The organism is Streptomyces sp. NPDC031340, from assembly GCF_055569945.1.
Genome location: NZ_JBVIIE010000036.1, coordinates 77,749 through 93,912 on the forward strand (window position 1 = coordinate 77,749; position 16,164 = coordinate 93,912).

The 16,164-nt window shown below is 71.0% G+C and carries 15 protein-coding genes and 1 pseudogene; 10 read left to right on the forward strand and 6 right to left on the reverse strand.

Annotated features, from left to right (window positions below; translation table 11 throughout):
• Positions 1-96: 96 nt before the first annotated feature.
• Positions 97-2,115, reverse strand: coding sequence for a streptophobe family protein (locus ACZ5GT_RS26375; protein ID WP_469031111.1), 2,019 nt, complete (start codon positions 2,113-2,115; stop codon positions 97-99).
• A gap of 309 nt (positions 2,116-2,424) precedes the next feature.
• Here ACZ5GT_RS26375 and ACZ5GT_RS26380 point away from each other — a divergent pair, with 309 nt between their 5' ends.
• Positions 2,425-4,947 carry an ABC transporter ATP-binding protein/permease gene (locus ACZ5GT_RS26380; protein ID WP_469031115.1) on the forward strand — a complete coding sequence of 841 codons (2,523 nt, stop codon included), beginning with the start codon at positions 2,425-2,427 and terminating at the stop codon, positions 4,945-4,947.
• Positions 4,948-5,068: 121 nt separating this feature from the next.
• On the opposite strand, the gene ACZ5GT_RS26385 is transcribed toward ACZ5GT_RS26380, so the two are convergent.
• Positions 5,069-5,845, reverse strand: coding sequence for a transglycosylase SLT domain-containing protein (locus ACZ5GT_RS26385; RefSeq protein WP_469031119.1), 777 nt, complete (start codon positions 5,843-5,845; stop codon positions 5,069-5,071).
• 448 nt (positions 5,846-6,293) lie between these two features.
• Here ACZ5GT_RS26385 and ACZ5GT_RS26390 point away from each other — a divergent pair, with 448 nt between their 5' ends.
• The 3 genes from ACZ5GT_RS26390 to ACZ5GT_RS26400 all read left to right on the forward strand — a co-directional run bounded on the left by ACZ5GT_RS26390 (position 6,294) and on the right by ACZ5GT_RS26400 (position 8,447).
• Positions 6,294-7,439, forward strand: a complete 1,146-nt coding sequence (locus tag ACZ5GT_RS26390) for a GAF domain-containing sensor histidine kinase (RefSeq protein WP_469031123.1) — start codon at positions 6,294-6,296, stop codon at positions 7,437-7,439.
• Entirely contained in the window at positions 7,432-8,088 is a 657-nt protein-coding gene (locus ACZ5GT_RS26395) for a response regulator (protein WP_469031127.1), read from the forward strand. The genes ACZ5GT_RS26390 and ACZ5GT_RS26395 overlap by 8 nt, the downstream gene beginning before the upstream one ends.
• Positions 8,089-8,201: 113 nt before the next feature.
• Positions 8,202-8,447 (forward strand): chaplin family protein, encoded by a 246-nt coding sequence (locus ACZ5GT_RS26400; protein WP_469031130.1) that lies wholly within the window; start codon positions 8,202-8,204, stop codon positions 8,445-8,447.
• Between the two features lie 293 nt (positions 8,448-8,740).
• Here ACZ5GT_RS26400 and ACZ5GT_RS26405 read toward each other — a convergent pair whose 3' ends face one another.
• Positions 8,741-9,523, reverse strand: coding sequence for a hypothetical protein (locus tag ACZ5GT_RS26405; RefSeq protein ID WP_469031134.1), 783 nt, complete (start codon positions 9,521-9,523; stop codon positions 8,741-8,743).
• A gap of 140 nt (positions 9,524-9,663) precedes the next feature.
• On the opposite strand from ACZ5GT_RS26405, the gene ACZ5GT_RS26410 reads away from it, so the two are divergent.
• The 3 genes from ACZ5GT_RS26410 (at position 9,664) to ACZ5GT_RS26420 (ending at position 12,043) form a co-directional block, all read left to right on the forward strand.
• Positions 9,664-10,461 carry an ABC transporter ATP-binding protein gene (locus ACZ5GT_RS26410; RefSeq protein WP_469031138.1) on the forward strand — a complete coding sequence of 266 codons (798 nt, stop codon included), beginning with the start codon at positions 9,664-9,666 and terminating at the stop codon, positions 10,459-10,461.
• 49 nt (positions 10,462-10,510) lie between these two features.
• Entirely contained in the window at positions 10,511-10,942 is a 432-nt protein-coding gene (locus tag ACZ5GT_RS26415) for an NfeD family protein (RefSeq protein WP_469031142.1), read from the forward strand.
• Positions 10,943-11,083: 141 nt separating this feature from the next.
• Positions 11,084-12,043: an SPFH domain-containing protein gene (locus ACZ5GT_RS26420; RefSeq protein WP_469031145.1), complete on the forward strand. Its 960-nt coding sequence runs from the start codon at positions 11,084-11,086 to the stop codon at positions 12,041-12,043.
• Between the two features lie 75 nt (positions 12,044-12,118).
• Here ACZ5GT_RS26420 and ACZ5GT_RS26425 read toward each other — a convergent pair whose 3' ends face one another.
• The 3 genes from ACZ5GT_RS26425 to ACZ5GT_RS26435 all read right to left on the reverse strand — a co-directional run bounded on the left by ACZ5GT_RS26425 (position 12,119) and on the right by ACZ5GT_RS26435 (position 14,143).
• Positions 12,119-12,625, reverse strand: a complete 507-nt coding sequence (locus ACZ5GT_RS26425; protein WP_469031149.1) for an HNH endonuclease — start codon at positions 12,623-12,625, stop codon at positions 12,119-12,121.
• Positions 12,626-12,780: 155 nt separating this feature from the next.
• Positions 12,781-13,320: a YbhB/YbcL family Raf kinase inhibitor-like protein gene (locus ACZ5GT_RS26430; RefSeq protein ID WP_469031151.1), complete on the reverse strand. Its 540-nt coding sequence runs from the start codon at positions 13,318-13,320 to the stop codon at positions 12,781-12,783.
• Positions 13,321-13,360: 40 nt separating this feature from the next.
• Positions 13,361-14,143, reverse strand: coding sequence for a sporulation protein (locus ACZ5GT_RS26435; protein WP_469031152.1), 783 nt, complete (start codon positions 14,141-14,143; stop codon positions 13,361-13,363).
• Between the two features lie 137 nt (positions 14,144-14,280).
• Here ACZ5GT_RS26435 and ACZ5GT_RS26440 point away from each other — a divergent pair.
• From ACZ5GT_RS26440 to ACZ5GT_RS26450, 3 genes and pseudogenes are all read left to right on the forward strand, one after another.
• A pseudogene (locus tag ACZ5GT_RS26440) lies at positions 14,281-14,538 on the forward strand (DNA-3-methyladenine glycosylase); the annotation flags it as partial.
• Positions 14,539-14,551: 13 nt separating this feature from the next.
• Positions 14,552-15,163 carry a DNA-3-methyladenine glycosylase gene (locus tag ACZ5GT_RS26445; RefSeq protein ID WP_469031154.1) on the forward strand — a complete coding sequence of 204 codons (612 nt, stop codon included), beginning with the start codon at positions 14,552-14,554 and terminating at the stop codon, positions 15,161-15,163.
• Positions 15,164-15,242: 79 nt separating this feature from the next.
• Positions 15,243-15,836 carry a DNA-3-methyladenine glycosylase gene (locus tag ACZ5GT_RS26450; protein WP_469031157.1) on the forward strand — a complete coding sequence of 198 codons (594 nt, stop codon included), beginning with the start codon at positions 15,243-15,245 and terminating at the stop codon, positions 15,834-15,836.
• Positions 15,837-16,164: the final 328 nt, after the last annotated feature.

Consider the following 16,164-nt stretch of genomic DNA (forward strand, 5'->3'; position numbering starts at 1 on the left):
CCGGCACCTTGCCCACCGGCCGCGACCGCCCTCCGGAGCCACCGCGTCACCGCCGCCGGCCGGGTACGGCCGGGCACCGCACCTCGCGAGCAAGGCTCACCGGTCGGTCTCCGGCTTCCTCGGAGGCGTCTTCGGAGGCGCCTTCGGGATCCTGGGCGGGGTGCGCGGCGGGGCCCCCGGTGGCGGCGGCGGTGGCGGCCCCTCCGGCGCGGATCCCGGTGCGGATCCCGATACCGGTCCGGAAGGCTGCCGCGGAGGGCGCGGCGGGCGCGGGGGATGGGCTCCGAAGTGCCGTGTCACGGTCGGGCCGCCGTACACGTCCGGCTCGTCGGACGGCGGACCAGCGGAGTCCCGCGCGTCGCCGTCGGGCCCCGGCCCGGCCGGCGGCCGCGCGTCCTCCGGCTCCCGCAGCTCGTCCGGTACGAGCAGGTAGGGGTTGGTGGCGGGATTCGGCGGCCGGTACGGCACACCGGGCTCGTACGGCCCGGCCCCACCGGAGACGGACTCACCGGAGACCGGCTCACCGGAGACCGGCTCACCGGAGACCGGCTCACCGGAGACCGGCTCACCGGAGACCGGCTCACCGGAGACCGGCTCACCGGAGACCAGCTCACCGGAGACGCCCCCGCTCGCGCCACCGTCGGCAACGCCGCCCCCGCCGCCCGTAGCCGGGCCCTCCGGATCACCCGCACCGATCCCTGCCGCCACTGCCGCAGCCCCTGCCGCCGCCCCTGCCCCCGGCGCCGCCTGCGCAGCCGACGCCAAGGGCGCCGCGCGCCGTCCCGCCACCCCGCCGCCCCACGCCAGCAGCGCCCCCGCCGCCCCCGCTCCCGCGCCCCACAGGGCGCCCAGCAGCAGAGCCGTGCCCAGCCGCCCGTGCAGCCGGATCCCGGCGCCGAACGCGTCGAAGCCCAGCACGGACAGCGAGGCGTCCACCGACACCTCCGTCAGCCAGGCGAGCAGCGGCAGCGCCACCGCCGTGGCGATCCCCAGCCGCAACGCACACCGCCCCGCGAACCCGGCGGCGGTCCCCGGCTCACCCGTCGGCCCGCCCGCCACCGGCGTGCGCACCGCGGTCAGCACGCCCGCCAGCAGCATCGTCACCGCCGCCGCGACGCCCAGCAGCCACACCCGGCCGTCCAGCTCCGCCAGCCGGCCCAGCGTCACCTGCTGGTCGGTGCTCGCGGTGAGCAGGTCGTCCAGCGGGTCGGGCAGCAGCCGGGCGAGTTCGCCGGTCGCCCTGCCGTCGAACGGCACGAACAGGCCCACCGGCATGCCCAGCCAGGCGCCGTTCGGCGCGCCGAGCAGCGCGGCGCCCGCGATACGCCGGGGACGGTCGTCGCCGATGGCCGCGTACGCCGCCGCCGCGAGGCCCGCCGCCACCGCCGCCAGCACCACCGCGGTCAGGGCGGACACGGCCGGACGCACGACGCGGTGCACCGCCTGCCAGCCGCCCGGCAAGGGGGTGCGGCGCGAGGCCAGCAGCGCGATCAGCAGGACCCCGGCCGACCAGCCGAGCCCGCCGAGCAGTGTCGGCGCCGTGTCGACGGTGAAGCCGACGGCCGCCTTCGCGTGGATGAGCTTGCCGACGTTGTCGGGCAGCAGCCCGCCGAGGTCGCCCAGGCCGCCGAGACCGGGAATGCTGACGCCCCCGCCGGCTCCGGTGGGCAGCTTGCCGAGGCCGAGCGAGCCGCCGTCGATCGTGATGACGTCGTGTCCCGCCCAGGCCAGCCCGCCCAGCGTGGCGACGAACAGCGCGACCACCGCGCCCACGCGCGCGAGCAGTTCGGCCGGCGCGATCACGACACCGGCCGCGCGCAGCGACCGCAGGAAGAACCACGACAGCAGCAGCGCCCCGACCAGGCTGACGCCCAGTGGCGTGATCGTGACGGCCGTGTGGGCCTGAGCGCCCTTCAGACCGAACGCGGACACATCGCCGGACGGCGTGACCGAACCCCCCGCCGCGAGGGCCACGACCGCCGCGGTCATCGGCCCGAGCGAGCCCGCCGAGTCGGCCTCCAGCAGGTGCAGTCCGAGCGCCGCCGTGCCCGCCATCCCGATCAACGCCCAGCTCACGGACGCGATCGCGGACAGCAGGACGTCGGCCCAGGGCACCCTCGTGCCGTACTCCGCGCTCCCGACGCTCTCGACTCTCGACGACGTGCTCGACGACGTGCTCAACGACAGACCCCCCGATCCGCGGCGCGGCCCACGGTGGCCGCGCATGTCCCCCTCGCGTGGATTACCACTCTCCGGGTCGATTTCCACCCCGTCAACGGAACCAGCCGTTGCGTAAGCGCGTGCTTTTCACAAGGCCCGGCTTTCGGTCAGGGGGCGGAGCCTGAAATAGTTCCCGACGATGTTCGACATCCCTAGACTCCCTGCGATGGGGGTAACTCGGGGGACTACTCAGTGGGGCATGGAGTGCCGGAACTCGTACTGGAATCGAATGGACGTACCTGGACGCTCGACGCGTCCAGGACCTACACCCTCGGACGCGATCCGCAGGGCGACATCGTGCTCGACGACGCCAGGGTGTCCTGGCGCCACGCCACGATCAGCTGGAGCGGCCGCAGTTGGGTCATCGAGGACCACGGCAGCACCAACGGCACGTTCGTGCAGGGCCAGCGGATCCATCAGCTGGAACTCGGACCCGGCGCGTCGGTGAACCTCGGCAACGCGACGGACGGCCCACGCCTGAACGTCTCCGGCGCGGCGGCGCCCGCCGCCCAGCCGCAGCAGCCGTACGCGGCCCAGGGGGCGAGCCCGGGCTGGGCCGCGCAGGCGCCGCAGCCGCAGCAGGCCCCGCCGCAGCAGGCCGCGCAGGCCGGCTGGCAGCAGCCGCAGGCCGCGTCGCAGCAGGCCGCGCCCATTCCGCCGCAGCAGGGCCCCGGTGGTGGCGCGGGGGCGCCGCCGGTCTACGGCGACCGCAGCCCGACGACGTTCCACCAGTTCTCGCTCGACCGCGTCATGCGCATCGGTCGCGCCCTGGAGAACGACCTGGTCGTCTCCGACCTGCAGGTCTCCCGGCACCACGCCGAGTTCCACGCCACGCCGGACGGCCGCCTGGAGATCCGCGACCTCGGATCGCACAACGGCACCTACGTCAACGGCCAGCCGATCGCCAAGGGCGGCTCGCAGCTGCTGGGCCCCACCGACATCATCGGCGTCGGCCACTCCACGTTCCGGATCGTCGGCGACCGCCTCGAGGAGTTCGTCGACACCGGTGAGGTGTCCTTCTCCGCCCGCCACCTGACCGTCACGGTCGACGGGGGCAAGCAGATCCTCAAGGACGTCTCCTTCGGCGTCCCCGAGAAGTCGCTGATAGCGGTGATCGGCCCGTCCGGCTCGGGCAAGTCGACCCTGCTGAAGGCGCTCACCGGCTACCGGCCCGCCAACCAGGGCGACGTCCTCTACGACAACCGCAACCTGTACAAGCAGTTCGCCGAGCTGCGTCAGCGCATCGGTCTGGTCCCGCAGGACGACATCCTGCACAAGGAGCTGACCGTCAAGAAGGCCCTCAAGTACGCGGCCAAGCTCCGCTTCCCGGCCGACACCACGGCCGCCGAGCGCGAGGCCCGCATCGACGAGGTGCTGCGCGAGCTGAAGCTGGACATCCACAAGGAGAAGAAGGTCACCTCCCTCTCCGGCGGCCAGCGCAAGCGCGTCTCCGTCGCCCTGGAGCTGCTCACCAAGCCGTCGCTGATCTTCCTCGACGAGCCGACCTCCGGCCTCGACCCGGGCATGGACCGCGACGTCATGCAGCTGCTGCGCGGTCTCGCCGACGACGGCCGCACGGTCCTCGTCGTCACCCACTCCGTCGCGGAGCTGGCGCTGTGCGACAAGCTGCTGGTGATGGCGCCGGGCGGCGCGGTCGCCTACTTCGGCCCGCCGGAGGAGGCGCTGAACTTCTTCGGCTACGACACCTGGGCCGACGTCTTCTCCGCCTTCGAGAACTACCGTGACTACGACTGGGCCGGGCGCTGGAAGGGCTCGCAGCACTACCAGATGTACGCCGCGGACATCGACGCCGTCGCACCGCAGTCCGTACAGGTGCCGCCCATGCAGGCGATGCGGCCGCCCAAGCCGCAGGGCTGGATGTCGCAGTTCGTCACCCTGGTGCGCCGCTACGTGTCGGTGATCGCGTCCGACAAGGGCTTCCTGGCGCTGATGGTGATCCTGCCGGCGGTCCTCGGCGCGGTGAGCCTGCTCATCGACTCGGGCAACAGCCTGCTGCCCAACCCGTTCAACCCGCAGACCGGCCGGATCATCCCCAACGGCACGGCCACCACGGTCCTGCTGATCCTCGCGGTCGGCGCCTGTTTCGCGGGCGCCGCGAACTCCGTCCGAGAGCTGATCAAGGAACGGGTCATCTACGAGCGGGAACGCGCGACCGGCCTGTCTCGCAGCGCGTACCTGATGTCCAAGGTGTTCGTGCTCGGCGCGATCACCGTGTTCCAGGGCGGCCTGGTCGGCGCCATCGGCTTCTTCAACCGGGAGATCCCGGAGCAGGGCCTGGTGTTCGGCGGCGCCACCATCCTGGAGCTCTCCGTGCCGATCATGGCCCTGGGCTTCACCTCGATGATGTTCGGCCTGATCATCTCCTCGCTGGTGAAGACGGCCGAGAAGACCATGCCGCTGCTGGTCATGTTCGCGATCATCCAGGTCGTGTTCACCGGCTGCCTGTTCACCCTGAACGGCTCGATCGGCGTCAACCAGTTCTCGTTCCTGATGCCGTCGCGGTGGGCGGTGGCCGCCGCGGGCGCCACGCTGGACTTCAACAAGATCGCCCCGCCGAAGCCCGGCGAGAGCAACGACCCGCTGTGGGAGCACGCCGTCGGCACCTGGTGCGTGGACATGCTCGCCCTGATCGCCCTCGGCGTGGTCTGCGGCTTCTTCGTGGCCCGCTTCCTGCGCCGCCACGAGCCCGAGGTCATGCGCAAGTAGCGGCCTGAACAGCCGGTGGCACCGGCCGGATCCGTACGGCCCGAAGGGCGGCACCCGTCAGGAGGTGCCGCCCTTCGGCGTCAGGTACCGAGGTCCGCGCCGACCCCGGTACGCGCCGGCCTCAGTACGCGCTGTTGACGTTGTCGATCGAGCCGTACCGGTGGGCCGCGTAGTTGGCCGCGGCGGTGATGTTGGCGACCGGGTCGTAGATGTTCCAGGACGTGCCCGGGACGTGGTACGCGCTGAAGGTCGGCGGGATCACCTGCAGCAGGCCCTTCGACGGGATGCCGTTGATGGCGTTGATGTCCCAGTTGTTGATCGCGTTCGGGTTGCCCGAGGACTCCCGCATGATGTTGCGGTGCAGGCCGCTGTAGCTGCCCGGGATGCCCTTGGACCGCATGATGTCCAGGGACTGCCGGATCCAGCCGTCGAGGTTGTTGGAGTACGTCCTCGCGGCCACCGACTCGATCGCGGGGCGCTGGGCGGACCGGTTCGCGGCCTCCGCCCTGCGCTCCGCCGCGGCCTTCTTCCTGGCCTCGGCCTCGGCGGCCGCCTGCTTGCGGGCGGCGGCCCGAGCGTCGGCCCTGGCCTTCGCGTCCGCCTTCGCCTTGGCGGCGGCCTCGGCCTTCGCCTGCGCCCTGGCCTTGATGGCCTCGGCCTTCAGGCTGGCGCCGGCGAGCTGGTCGGTGACGCTGGCCCGGACGTCCTTGATCTGCTCGGTGCTGTAGGCCACGCGTGCCGTGGAAGCAGCCTCGCCGGTGGTCTTCGTCCCGGTGCCGCCGGGCACCGCGGTGAAGGCGAGGGCTGCCGCGCCGAGGGCGGCGACACCGCTCAGTGCGATCTTGTGGTGCCGGGTCAGCGCACGACTGAGACCTCGAACAGGGGTGTTTTCGAGCATGGCAGACGGACCTCTTCGAATAGCGCGGGAATCGCTCTGTGTCCGGCGGGGGACAGGGGTCCGCCCCGCACTAGGGCCGCGGCGGAAACCGCGGCGCTGAGCGACGGGAGCAATTCTTAGCGGCCGCAAAATTCTGTGGCAACGGTGTGACGTACGACCCCGGGTAGTGGATCAGGTGTGGGTAAAGCGGGACAGACCGGGGTGTCTTTCCCGCTCATGAGCGCGGCCCGGGTCTCCTACCGCCCTTCGTAGGTGACGTGCGCCCTGTGCGCGGCGTCACACCCGCCGCGCGCCCGTCTCACAAGAAGTTGCGCCCGCAATGCTCTGCGTGAGGATTCCGCCGGGGACACCGGACAGGGCGGGAGACTTCCGGCCTAGGACCACGGCCCCGGGCGGCGGCCGTCGTCGGTCCGATCCGGCTGTCACACCCCGCCGTTACCGTGAGGGCATGAGTCGAGGTCCCCGGTCCGGTCTGGCGGCGGTCAGTTCCGCGCTGCTCGCCATGAGCAGGCATCTGGAGGTGCGCGACGTCCTGAAGACGATCGTCGCCTCGGCCCGTGAGCTGCTCGGCGCGCGGTACGCCGCGCTCGGCGTCCCCGACGACCACGGAGGCTTCGCCCAGTTCGTGGTGGACGGCGTCAGCGACGCACAGTGGAAGGCCATCGGCCCGCTCCCGCGCCAGCACGGCATCCTCGCCGCGATGCTGCACGAGGCCGGGCCCGAGCGGCTCGCCGACGTGCGCGAGGACCCCCGCTTTGAAGGCTGGCCGTCCGCGCACCCCGAGCTGTCCGACTTCCTGGGCCTGCCCATCCGCGACGGCGACGAGACCATCGGCGCGCTGTTCCTCGCCAACAAGCAGTGCCCGAAGCCGCAAGGCGGCTGCGGCTTCACCGAGGAGGACGAGGAACTCCTGTCCATCCTCGCCCAGCACGCGGCCATCGCCCTCACCAACGCCCGCCTGTACGAACGCAGCCGCGAGCTGACGATCGCCGAGGAGCGCTCCCGGCTCGCCCACGAACTGCACGACGCGGTCAGCCAGAAGCTGTTCTCGCTGCGCCTGACCGCCCAGGCCGCCGCCGCGCTCGTCGACCGCGACCCCTCCCGCGCCAAGGGCGAGCTGCAGCAGGTGGCCACGCTCGCCGCCGAGGCCGCCGACGAACTGCGCGCCGCCGTCGTCGAGCTGCGGCCCACCGCGCTCGACGAGGACGGCCTCGTGGCCACCCTGCGCAACCAGGTCCAGGTCCTCGACCGCGCCCACACCGCACGCGTGACCTTCACCAGCGTCGGCTTCCGCGCCCTGCCCGCGGCCCAGGAGGAGGCCATGCTGCGCGTCGCCCAGGAGGCCCTGCACAACGCCCTGCGGCACTCCGGCGCCGAGCACGTCGACGTGACCGTGGGCCGTCGCGGCTGCGGTGCCGCGCTGCGGATCACGGACGACGGCCGGGGATTCGACCCGCGGTCGGTACGGAGCGCCGGGCGCCACCTGGGCCTGGTGTCCATGCGCGACCGGGCGAGCGGGGTCGGCGGCACGCTGGCCGTGGAGTCGGCGCCCGGCAAGGGCACCACGGTGGAGATGGAGGTTCCCGGTGGCTGACGCGATCAAGGTGCTGGTCGTCGACGACCATCAGGTCGTCCGCCGCGGCCTGCGCACGTTCCTGGAGGTCCAGGAGGACATCGAGGTCGTGGGCGAGGCGGCCGACGGCGCCGAGGGGGTGGCCCGCGCGGAGGAGCTGCGGCCCGACGTCGTGCTGATGGACGTCAAGATGCCCGGGATGGACGGCGTGGCCGCGCTCCGCAGACTCCGCGAGCTGGACAACCCCGCGCGCGTGATCGTCGTGACCAGCTTCACCGAACAGCGCACGGTCGTCCCGGCCCTGCGCGCGGGAGCCGCCGGTTACGTCTACAAGGACATCGACCCGGACGCGCTGGCCGGAGCCATCCGCTCGGTGCACGCCGGACACGTCCTGCTGCAGCCCGAGGTGGCCGACGTCCTGTTGTCCCAGGAGGACACCGGTCCGGGCCAGGGAAGGGCCGGCTCGCTCACCGAACGGGAGCGTGAGGTGCTCGGCCTGATAGCCGACGGCCGCTCCAACCGGGAGATCGCACGGGCCCTGGTCCTGTCCGAGAAGACGGTCAAGACACACGTGTCGAACATCCTGATGAAGCTCGACCTGGCGGACCGCACCCAGGCCGCGCTCTGGGCGGTACGCCACGGAGTGGCCGACAGTTCCGCTCCGGAGTGAGATTCATACTGTCGTGGGAACGTCCCCCGTCCGGCGCATCCTCCGGGAGCCTCCGCCGTTCTCCAGTGCGTGCCGCGGCGACTGCCCGCGGCAGTCACCAGGAGGGGTAGCAAGTGAAGAACCTGAAGAAGGCAGTGGCCGTGACGATGGTGGCCGGCGGACTGGTCGCCGCCGGATCCGGACTGGCCTCCGCCACCGACGGCGCGTGGGCCGGCGGCGCGGCCCAGGGCTCCGCGGGCGTCCTGTCGGGCAACGTCGTCCAGGCCCCGGTGCACCTGCCGGTGAACGTGGTGGGCAACACCGTGAACGTCGTCGGCGCGCTGAACCCGGCCTTCGGCAACCTGGGCGTCAACCACTGACGCCCGCCGCACACGATCGCTGATCTCCGGCCTCCCGGGCCCCACCCGGGAGGCCGACCACCGCACGGCGTCACGCCCGCACGGCCACCGGCCGCCGGCCCATGGTCCCGACCATGGCCCTGACCGTGGTCCTGGCCCGGACCACCGGCCGCCGGCCCATGGCCCCGGTCCGGGACCACGGCCGTGGCCGTGCCCGCCGCCCTCGCACCGCGGTCACGGAGACGGCCGGTTCCGGAGCGACGGCGCCCGGAACCGGCCGTCCGCCGTCGGTCCGTCCGGTGCGCCGCCCCGGCTCACCGTCGCTCCCGCTCCTCCACGACGGCGTTGTACGCCGCCACCTGCGCCCGCCGGGCCGTCCGTTCCACCGGCCGCAGCGCCTGCGAGCGCGCCGCCATCTCCCCGGCGCTCACCGCACCCCCGTGCCCCCTCTCGGACGCCAGCGACACCAGCAGCCCCACCCGCTGCGCCAGCTCCAGCACCCGCACCGCGCGCGGCGGATACCCCGGCGCCAGCACCTCCCGGCCCCTCTCCGCCCGCGCCCGGTACGCGTCGATGGCCGCCTCCGCCACCGGACCCGCCCCGGCGACGTCCAACCGCGAGAGGACCTCCGTCGCGTCCCGCAACGCCTCCGCCAGCTCCCGCTCGGCCTCGCCCAGCGACGGCACGTCGGCCGGCGGCGCCTCCCGCACCGGCAGGCAGTGCCAGACGACCTCGACGTGCAGGTCGCCGTCGGGTCCGGCCTCGTGCACCTCCGGCACCAGCCCGAACGCGGCGCCGTGACAGATCACCGCCTCCCCGGCGTCCAGCGCCCGGGCGTTGAACTCCGGCGGCCCGCTCAGCCCCAGCGGATGCCCGGGCGCGGGCAGCGCCACCCGCAGCCCCGTCACCCCGAGCGCCCGCAGCCGCCCCAGCGCGAGCGTCAGTCCGACGGGCCCCGACTCACCGGGCAGCCCCTCCATCCGGTGCACGGCGTCGTCGCCGACGATCGTCAGCACGGCGTCATCCGGAGAGACAAGTCCGGCCAAGAGGGCGTTTCCCCAAGCGGCGAGGCGTCCTGAACGCGGTTCCGTGAGCATGCCCCCCACCCTAAGGACCGGACCGATGGATGGGAGCGGCCGACCGGTGGCGTAGATTTCCTAGAGGGCTGTGCCACAAAGCGCACGCGACCGCCGAGACGCCGAAACCTGGTCACACTGCAAGGGGAGACAACGCGCTCATGAGCGATGTTCTGGAGCTTCAGGACGTATCCGTCATCCGTGAGGGCCGGGCTCTGGTGGACCAGGTCTCCTGGTCGGTCAAGGAGGGCGAGCGCTGGGTCATCCTCGGCCCGAACGGCGCCGGCAAGACCACTCTGCTCAACGTCGCGTCCAGCTACCTCTACCCCAGCAAGGGCACCGCCGCCATCCTCGGCGAGACCCTCGGCAAGCCCGGCACCGACGTCTTCGAACTGCGCCCGCGCATCGGCATCGCCGGCATCGCCCTGGCCGACAAGCTGCCCAAGCGCCAGACGGTCCTGCAGACCGTGCTGACGGCCGCCTACGGCATGACCGCGCACTGGCAGGAGGACTACGAGGAGATCGACGAGCAGCGCGCCCGTGCCTTCCTCGACCGCCTCGGCATGAGCGAGTACCTCGACCGAAAGTTCGGCACCCTCTCCGAGGGCGAGCGCAAGCGCACCCTCATTGCCCGCGCCCTGATGACCGACCCGGAGCTGCTGCTCCTCGACGAGCCCGCCGCCGGCCTCGACCTCGGCGGCCGCGAGGACCTGGTCCGCCGCCTCGGCCGCCTCGCCCGCGACCCCATCGCCCCCTCGATGATCATGGTGACCCACCACGTCGAGGAGATCGCCCCCGGCTTCACCCACGTACTGATGATCCGGCAGGGCAAGGTGCTCACCGCCGGCCCCCTGGAGCTCGAACTCACCTCCCGCAACCTCTCCCTCTGCTTCGGCCTCCCGCTCGTCGTCGAGCAGGTCGGCGACCGCTGGACGGCCCACGGCCTGCCGCTGTCCTGAGGGCTGTTGCGCCCTGTCCGAGACCCGACAGCGGCCCTACCATGACGGTGTGAACGACATCGACGCATGGGTGTGGTGGCTCGTCGGCGCGGCGGCGCTGGGAATCCCGCTCGTGATGACCGCGATGCCGGAGTTCGGCATGTTCGCGGTGGGCGCCGTCGCCGCGGCGGCCGTCGCCGGTCTCGGCTTCGGCGCGGTGGCACAGGTGCTCACCTTCGTCGTCGTCTCGGTCGCCCTCATCGCCGTGGTACGCCCCATCGCGTACCGGCACCGCACCCAACGGCCCCAACTCGCCACGGGAATCGACGCCCTGAAGGGCAAACAGGCCGTCGTGCTGGAACGGGTCGACGGATCGGGCGGCCGGATCAAGCTCGCGGGGGAAGTGTGGTCGGCCCGTTCCCTCGACACCGGCCGCGCCTACGAAGCGGGTGAGGAAGTGGACGTCGTGGACATCGAGGGGGCCACGGCGATCGTCATGTGACCTCGCACGACCCAACTGGATCCCAACTGCTCCGAACACCCCACGAGTTACGCGACGGTCTGTCACACTCGACCAGCAAGATCTTCAACGGAACAAGATCTTCCATAGGCGCCGAGGCGGAGAAGGGTACGGGGAACGACGATGGAACCGGTCATCATCGTCCTGGTCATTCTGGTGGTGTTGGTCTTCATCGCCCTGATCAGGACTATCCAAGTCATCCCACAGGCCAGCGCCGCCATCGTGGAGCGCTTCGGCCGCTACACGCGGACGCTGAACGCGGGACTCAACATCGTGGTCCCGTTCATCGACACCATCCGCAACCGCATCGACCTGCGCGAACAAGTCGTTCCGTTCCCGCCGCAGCCGGTGATCACCCAGGACAACCTGGTCGTCAACATCGACACCGTCATCTACTACCAGGTGACCGACGCCCGGGCCGCCACCTACGAGGTCGCCAGCTACATCCAGGCGATCGAGCAGCTCACCGTCACCACCCTGCGCAACATCATCGGCGGCATGGACCTGGAGCGCACCCTGACCTCCCGTGAGGAGATCAACGCGGCCCTGCGCGGCGTCCTCGACGAGGCCACCGGCAAGTGGGGCATCCGCGTCAACCGCGTCGAACTCAAGGCCATCGAACCGCCGACCTCCATCCAGGACTCGATGGAGAAGCAGATGCGCGCCGACCGTGACAAACGCGCCGCGATCCTCCAGGCCGAGGGTGTCCGGCAGTCCGAGATCCTGCGCGCCGAGGGCGAGAAGCAGTCCCAGATCCTGCGCGCCGAAGGTGAGGCCAAGGCCGCCGCCCTGCGCGCGGAGGGCGAGGCCCAGGCCGTCCGTACCGTCTTCGAGGCCATCCACGCCGGCGACCCGGACCAGAAGCTGCTGTCCTACCAGTACCTCCAGATGCTCCCGAAGATCGCCGAAGGCGACGCCAACAAGCTCTGGATCGTCCCCAGCGAAATCGGCGACGCCCTCAAGGGCCTGTCCGGCGCCATGGGCAACTTCGGCCCCATGGGCGGCGGTTCCGGCGGCAACGGCAACGGCAACGGCAACGGCGGCGCAGCCGCCGAGCGCCGGGAGAAGCCCCAGATCGACTGACGGCACCCCGAAACGACGTTCCCCGCGCCTCTGGTCAAGGAGCGCGGGGAACAGTGCTGTTCAGCACCGAAATCCTCAGGCGACGTCGCGAGCCAGCCAGTCGGGCAGCGAGGCGGCGTCCTCGGCGCCCAGCGCCAGCAGCATCGCGTCGGCGGGCGTCGGCTCGAACGGCTGCCTCAGCAGCGGCATGCCCGCCTCCTCCGGAGTCCGGTCGGCCTTGCGGTGGTTGTCCTCCGCACACGAGGCGACCGTGTTCAGCCAGGTGTCCTGACCGCCCTGTGACCGCGGCACCACGTGGTCCACGGTCGTCGCCCGCCTGCCGCAGTACGCGCACCGGTGCCGGTCACGCACCAGGACACCCCGCCTCGACCAGGGTGCTTGTCTTCGGAACGGCACCCGTACGTACCGGCACAGCCTGATCACCCGGGGCGCGGGTATGTCCACGGCGGCACCCCGCATGCGCAGTTCGGGGTGGGCCTGCTCGACGACGGCCTTGTCCTGCAGCACCAGGACGACAGCCCGGTTCAGGGTCACCGTCGACAGCGGCTCGAAGCTCGCGTTCAGCACCAGCGTGTCACGCATCCAGCCCACCTCCCGTCTGCACCGGCCCACCCCCTGGCGGGCTCGGACCAACTCTGGACGGGCACGCCGAGATGGACAACGCAATAAAAAAGTGCCCGCCCCTGATCAATTCCAAGACCAGGGGCGGGCAAACGTTCTATGAACGTTCCTCCTGCTCAGCTCTCCGCGGGAACCTCGTACTCCCCGATGAGCTGGGCACGCGCGAGCGTGTGGAAGCGCAGGTTGAAACCGACGGCGGCCGGCGAGGTGTCGGAGTCCGGACCCAGCTTCTCCTGGTCCACGGCGTACACCGTGAACACGTACCGGTGCGGCCCGTCCCCGGGCGGCGGAGCGGCTCCGCCGAAGTCCTTCGTCCCGTAGTCGTTCCGCGCCTGGACCGCGCCGTCGGGCAGGCCCTCGAACGCGCCGCTGCCCGCACCGGCCGGCAACTCGGTCACCGAGGCCGGGATGTCGAACACGACCCAGTGCCAGAACCCGCTGCCCGTCGGGGCGTCCGGGTCGTAGCAGGTCACGGCGAAGCTCCTGGTCTCCGGCGGGAAGCCCTCCCACCGCAGGTGCGGCGAGGTGTCGCCCTCCGCGTGGACCTGAGCGCTCTTGAGCGTCGCGCCCTCCTCGACGTCCTCGCTCGTCACCGTGAACGACGGCACGGGCGGATGGAAGTCGTGGGGGAGCGGCCGCCTCTTGAGCTCGGTCACCTCGGTACCTCCTGATCGGTTCCGTTCAGTGGGTCCGAGCCTAGAACCAGTTGCGCTTGCTGCCGACCTCGGACAGCCACTGGTTGAGGTATGCCGCCCAGTCGGTCCCGTGGTAGTCGTGCAGACCCACCTGGAACGACCGGAAGGTGTCGCTGCCCTCGCTGAACAGCCCCGGCTTCTTGTCCATCTCCAGCACGACGTCCATCTGGTTCGCGTCGGCCACGAAGCTCAGCTCGACCTGGTTCAGCCCCCGGTACTGCGACGGCGGGAAGAACTCGATCTCCTGGTAGAACGGCAGCTGCTGCCGCGTACCCCGGATGTGACCGCGCTCCATGTCCGCGCTCTTGAAGCGGAAGCCGAGCTGGATGAACGCGTCGAGGATCGCCTGCTGCGCCGGCAGCGGGTGCACGTTGATCGGGTCCACGTCACCGGAGTCGATGGCACGCGCGATCGCCAGCTCGGTGCTCACACCGATGCTCATCCCGCGCAGCGACTGCCCGTCGATCATCGTGATCGGGGTCTCCCACGGGATCTCCAGCCCGAACGGCACCGAGTGCACGGCCTTCGCCTGGAGCTCGAAGGCACCGCCGATCTGCAGCTTGGCGAACTCGATGTTCTGGTGGTACTCCTCCTCGCCGCTCTCCACCTCCACGCGCGCCCGCAGCGCCACCGACAGGCCCTCGATGTTCTGGTTCACGGACCCGCCCTGGATCCGCACCTCGCCCTGGACGACGCCACCCGGAACGACGTTGACCTCGGTCAGTTCGGTCTCGACCGAGGCTCCGCCGGCCCCCAGACTCGCGAGCAGCTTCTTGAACGCCATGTCTCTCCTCTTACGTGCGGACCCTTGATCCCTACAAACGCGATCCGGGTCCGGCCGGTTCCGCCTCACACCCTCGCAAGACGGCCGAATCTTCGCCACCCCCTGGCGTCCACCCGTCTGGACTACGCTCGTAGCCCATGATCGCGCCCCCGGACCGTACGCCCCTCCCCAGAGAGTTCTTCGACCGCCCCGTACTGCAGGTCGCACCGGACCTCCTGGGCCGCGTCCTGGTGCGCACGACCCCCGACGGCCCGATCGCTGTGCGCCTCACGGAGGTCGAGGCCTACGACGGTCAGAGCGACCCCGGCTCCCACGCCTATCGCGGCCGCACACCGCGCAACGACGTGATGTTCGGCCCGCCCGGACATGTGTACGTGTACTTCACCTATGGCATGTCAGGCAGTCAGCATGAACGTTGATCTCCTCTCCCATCCTGCTGAAGAGGTCGCCCCCAAGCTGCTCGGGTGCGTTCTTACCTGCAAGACCCCCGAGGGAACCGTGAGCATCGCTATCACGGAGACCGAGGCGTACTCCGGTACGGCTGACCCAGCCTCCCATGCCTACCGAGGCCAGACGCCCCGTAACGCCGTCATGTTCGGACCCGCAGGACACCTGTACGTCTACCGGTCCCACGGTCTCCACTGGTGTGCCAACGTCGTCACCGGGACGGACGGCATCGCCTCAGCTGTCCTCATCCGGGCAGGCAAGGTTATCGAGGGGGAAGACCTGGCGCGCAAGCGGAGAGGGGAGAGGGTCGAGAGCCCACGTCTTGCCCGAGGTCCGGGGAACTTCTGCCAGGCACTCGGCGTCACAGGAAAGCACAACGGCGCAGACCTCCTGACGGGTACATCGGTCATGTTGTCCGAGGGGGAGTCGGTGCCTACCGCGCTCATCCAGGTTGGTCCTCGGGTAGGCGTGAGCAAGGCCCACGACTGGCAACACCGGTTCTATCTGGCCGGTGATCCAACGGTCTCGGCGTACCGACTGAGCCCGAGAGCCAGACCGTCCGCCGGGGCTTGAGCCGCTGTGCGCCTTGCAGGCTGCGGGAGGACGTGGAGATCCTCAAGCGGGCCACGGCTTTCTTCGCGAAGGAGACCCGGTGACGGTGCACCCGTTCATCGAGGCGGAGAAGCATGCGGGCCACAGCGTCAAACGCGCGTGTGAACTGCTCAAGGTCTCCCGAGCCGCCTTCTATGCCCGCCGCACCGGCACCCCGGGACCCCGCGCAGTGCGGGACGCCGAGCTGACGCGGCAGATCACGGCCGTGCACGAGCAGTCCCGCGGGCGGGGCCCCGCGCGTCCACGCCGTTCTCCAGCGCGAGGGCGCCGCCTGCGGACGCCGCAGGGTGGCCCGGCTCATGCGCCTGGCCGGACTGGCCACACCAAGGGCGTCGAGCTCGCGCGCAAACGCCGGATCTCGGCCCGGACCGAGCACGAACTGGCCAAGGGCCCCGCCCGCCTGGCCACGGCCCTGGGCGTGGACCGAGAACTCAACGGCACGGACGCGTGCGCTCCCGGTGACACACCCCTGCGGATCGTGACGGGCGCCCCGGTGCCTCCCGGCCAGGTCCTCAACGGCCCGCGTACCGGAGTCGCGGGTGACGGCGGCGTCCACCCCTGGCGCTTCTGGGTCGGCGACGACCTGACCGTGAGCCCGTACCGGGCCCACGTGCCGCGCCGCCGACGAAGTTGACTCGCCCAGCCGAGGTGCGTAATGTAGCCCGAGCCGCTTGAACCGGGTACGGCGATCGCCTGCAGCCGGAAGCGGCCAACCCACTACCTGACGATCACCCCTCAGCGGGGTCGAATTCGACGTGTTCGCACGCCCGAATTCGAGCCGGCGGAACTCGATTATGAGTTGCCGAGGGAATCGGCTAACGTAGTGAATGTCGAAAGGCCCCGCCGACAGGGAATCAGGCCCGAAAGGATCTGATAGAGTCGGAAACGCAAGACCGAAGGGAAGCGCCCGGAGGAAAGCCCGAGAGGGTGAGTACAAAGGAAGCGACCGTTCCTTGAGAACT

What these genes read in the sequence shown, in the direction of transcription:
- ACZ5GT_RS26385 (WP_469031119.1), bottom strand. Translation starts at nt 5,845, where the DNA reads ATGCTCGAAAACACCCCTGTTCGAGGTCTCAGTCGTGCGCTGACCCGG.
- ACZ5GT_RS26390 (WP_469031123.1), top strand. Translation starts at nt 6,294, where the DNA reads ATGAGTCGAGGTCCCCGGTCCGGTCTGGCGGCGGTCAGTTCCGCGCTG.
- ACZ5GT_RS26405 (WP_469031134.1), bottom strand. Translation starts at nt 9,523, where the DNA reads ATGCTCACGGAACCGCGTTCAGGACGCCTCGCCGCTTGGGGAAACGCC.
- ACZ5GT_RS26410 (WP_469031138.1), top strand. Translation starts at nt 9,664, where the DNA reads ATGAGCGATGTTCTGGAGCTTCAGGACGTATCCGTCATCCGTGAGGGC.
- ACZ5GT_RS26420 (WP_469031145.1), top strand. Translation starts at nt 11,084, where the DNA reads ATGGAACCGGTCATCATCGTCCTGGTCATTCTGGTGGTGTTGGTCTTC.
- ACZ5GT_RS26425 (WP_469031149.1), bottom strand. Translation starts at nt 12,625, where the DNA reads ATGCGTGACACGCTGGTGCTGAACGCGAGCTTCGAGCCGCTGTCGACG.
- ACZ5GT_RS26435 (WP_469031152.1), bottom strand. Translation starts at nt 14,143, where the DNA reads ATGGCGTTCAAGAAGCTGCTCGCGAGTCTGGGGGCCGGCGGAGCCTCG.
- ACZ5GT_RS26445 (WP_469031154.1), top strand. Translation starts at nt 14,552, where the DNA reads ATGAACGTTGATCTCCTCTCCCATCCTGCTGAAGAGGTCGCCCCCAAG.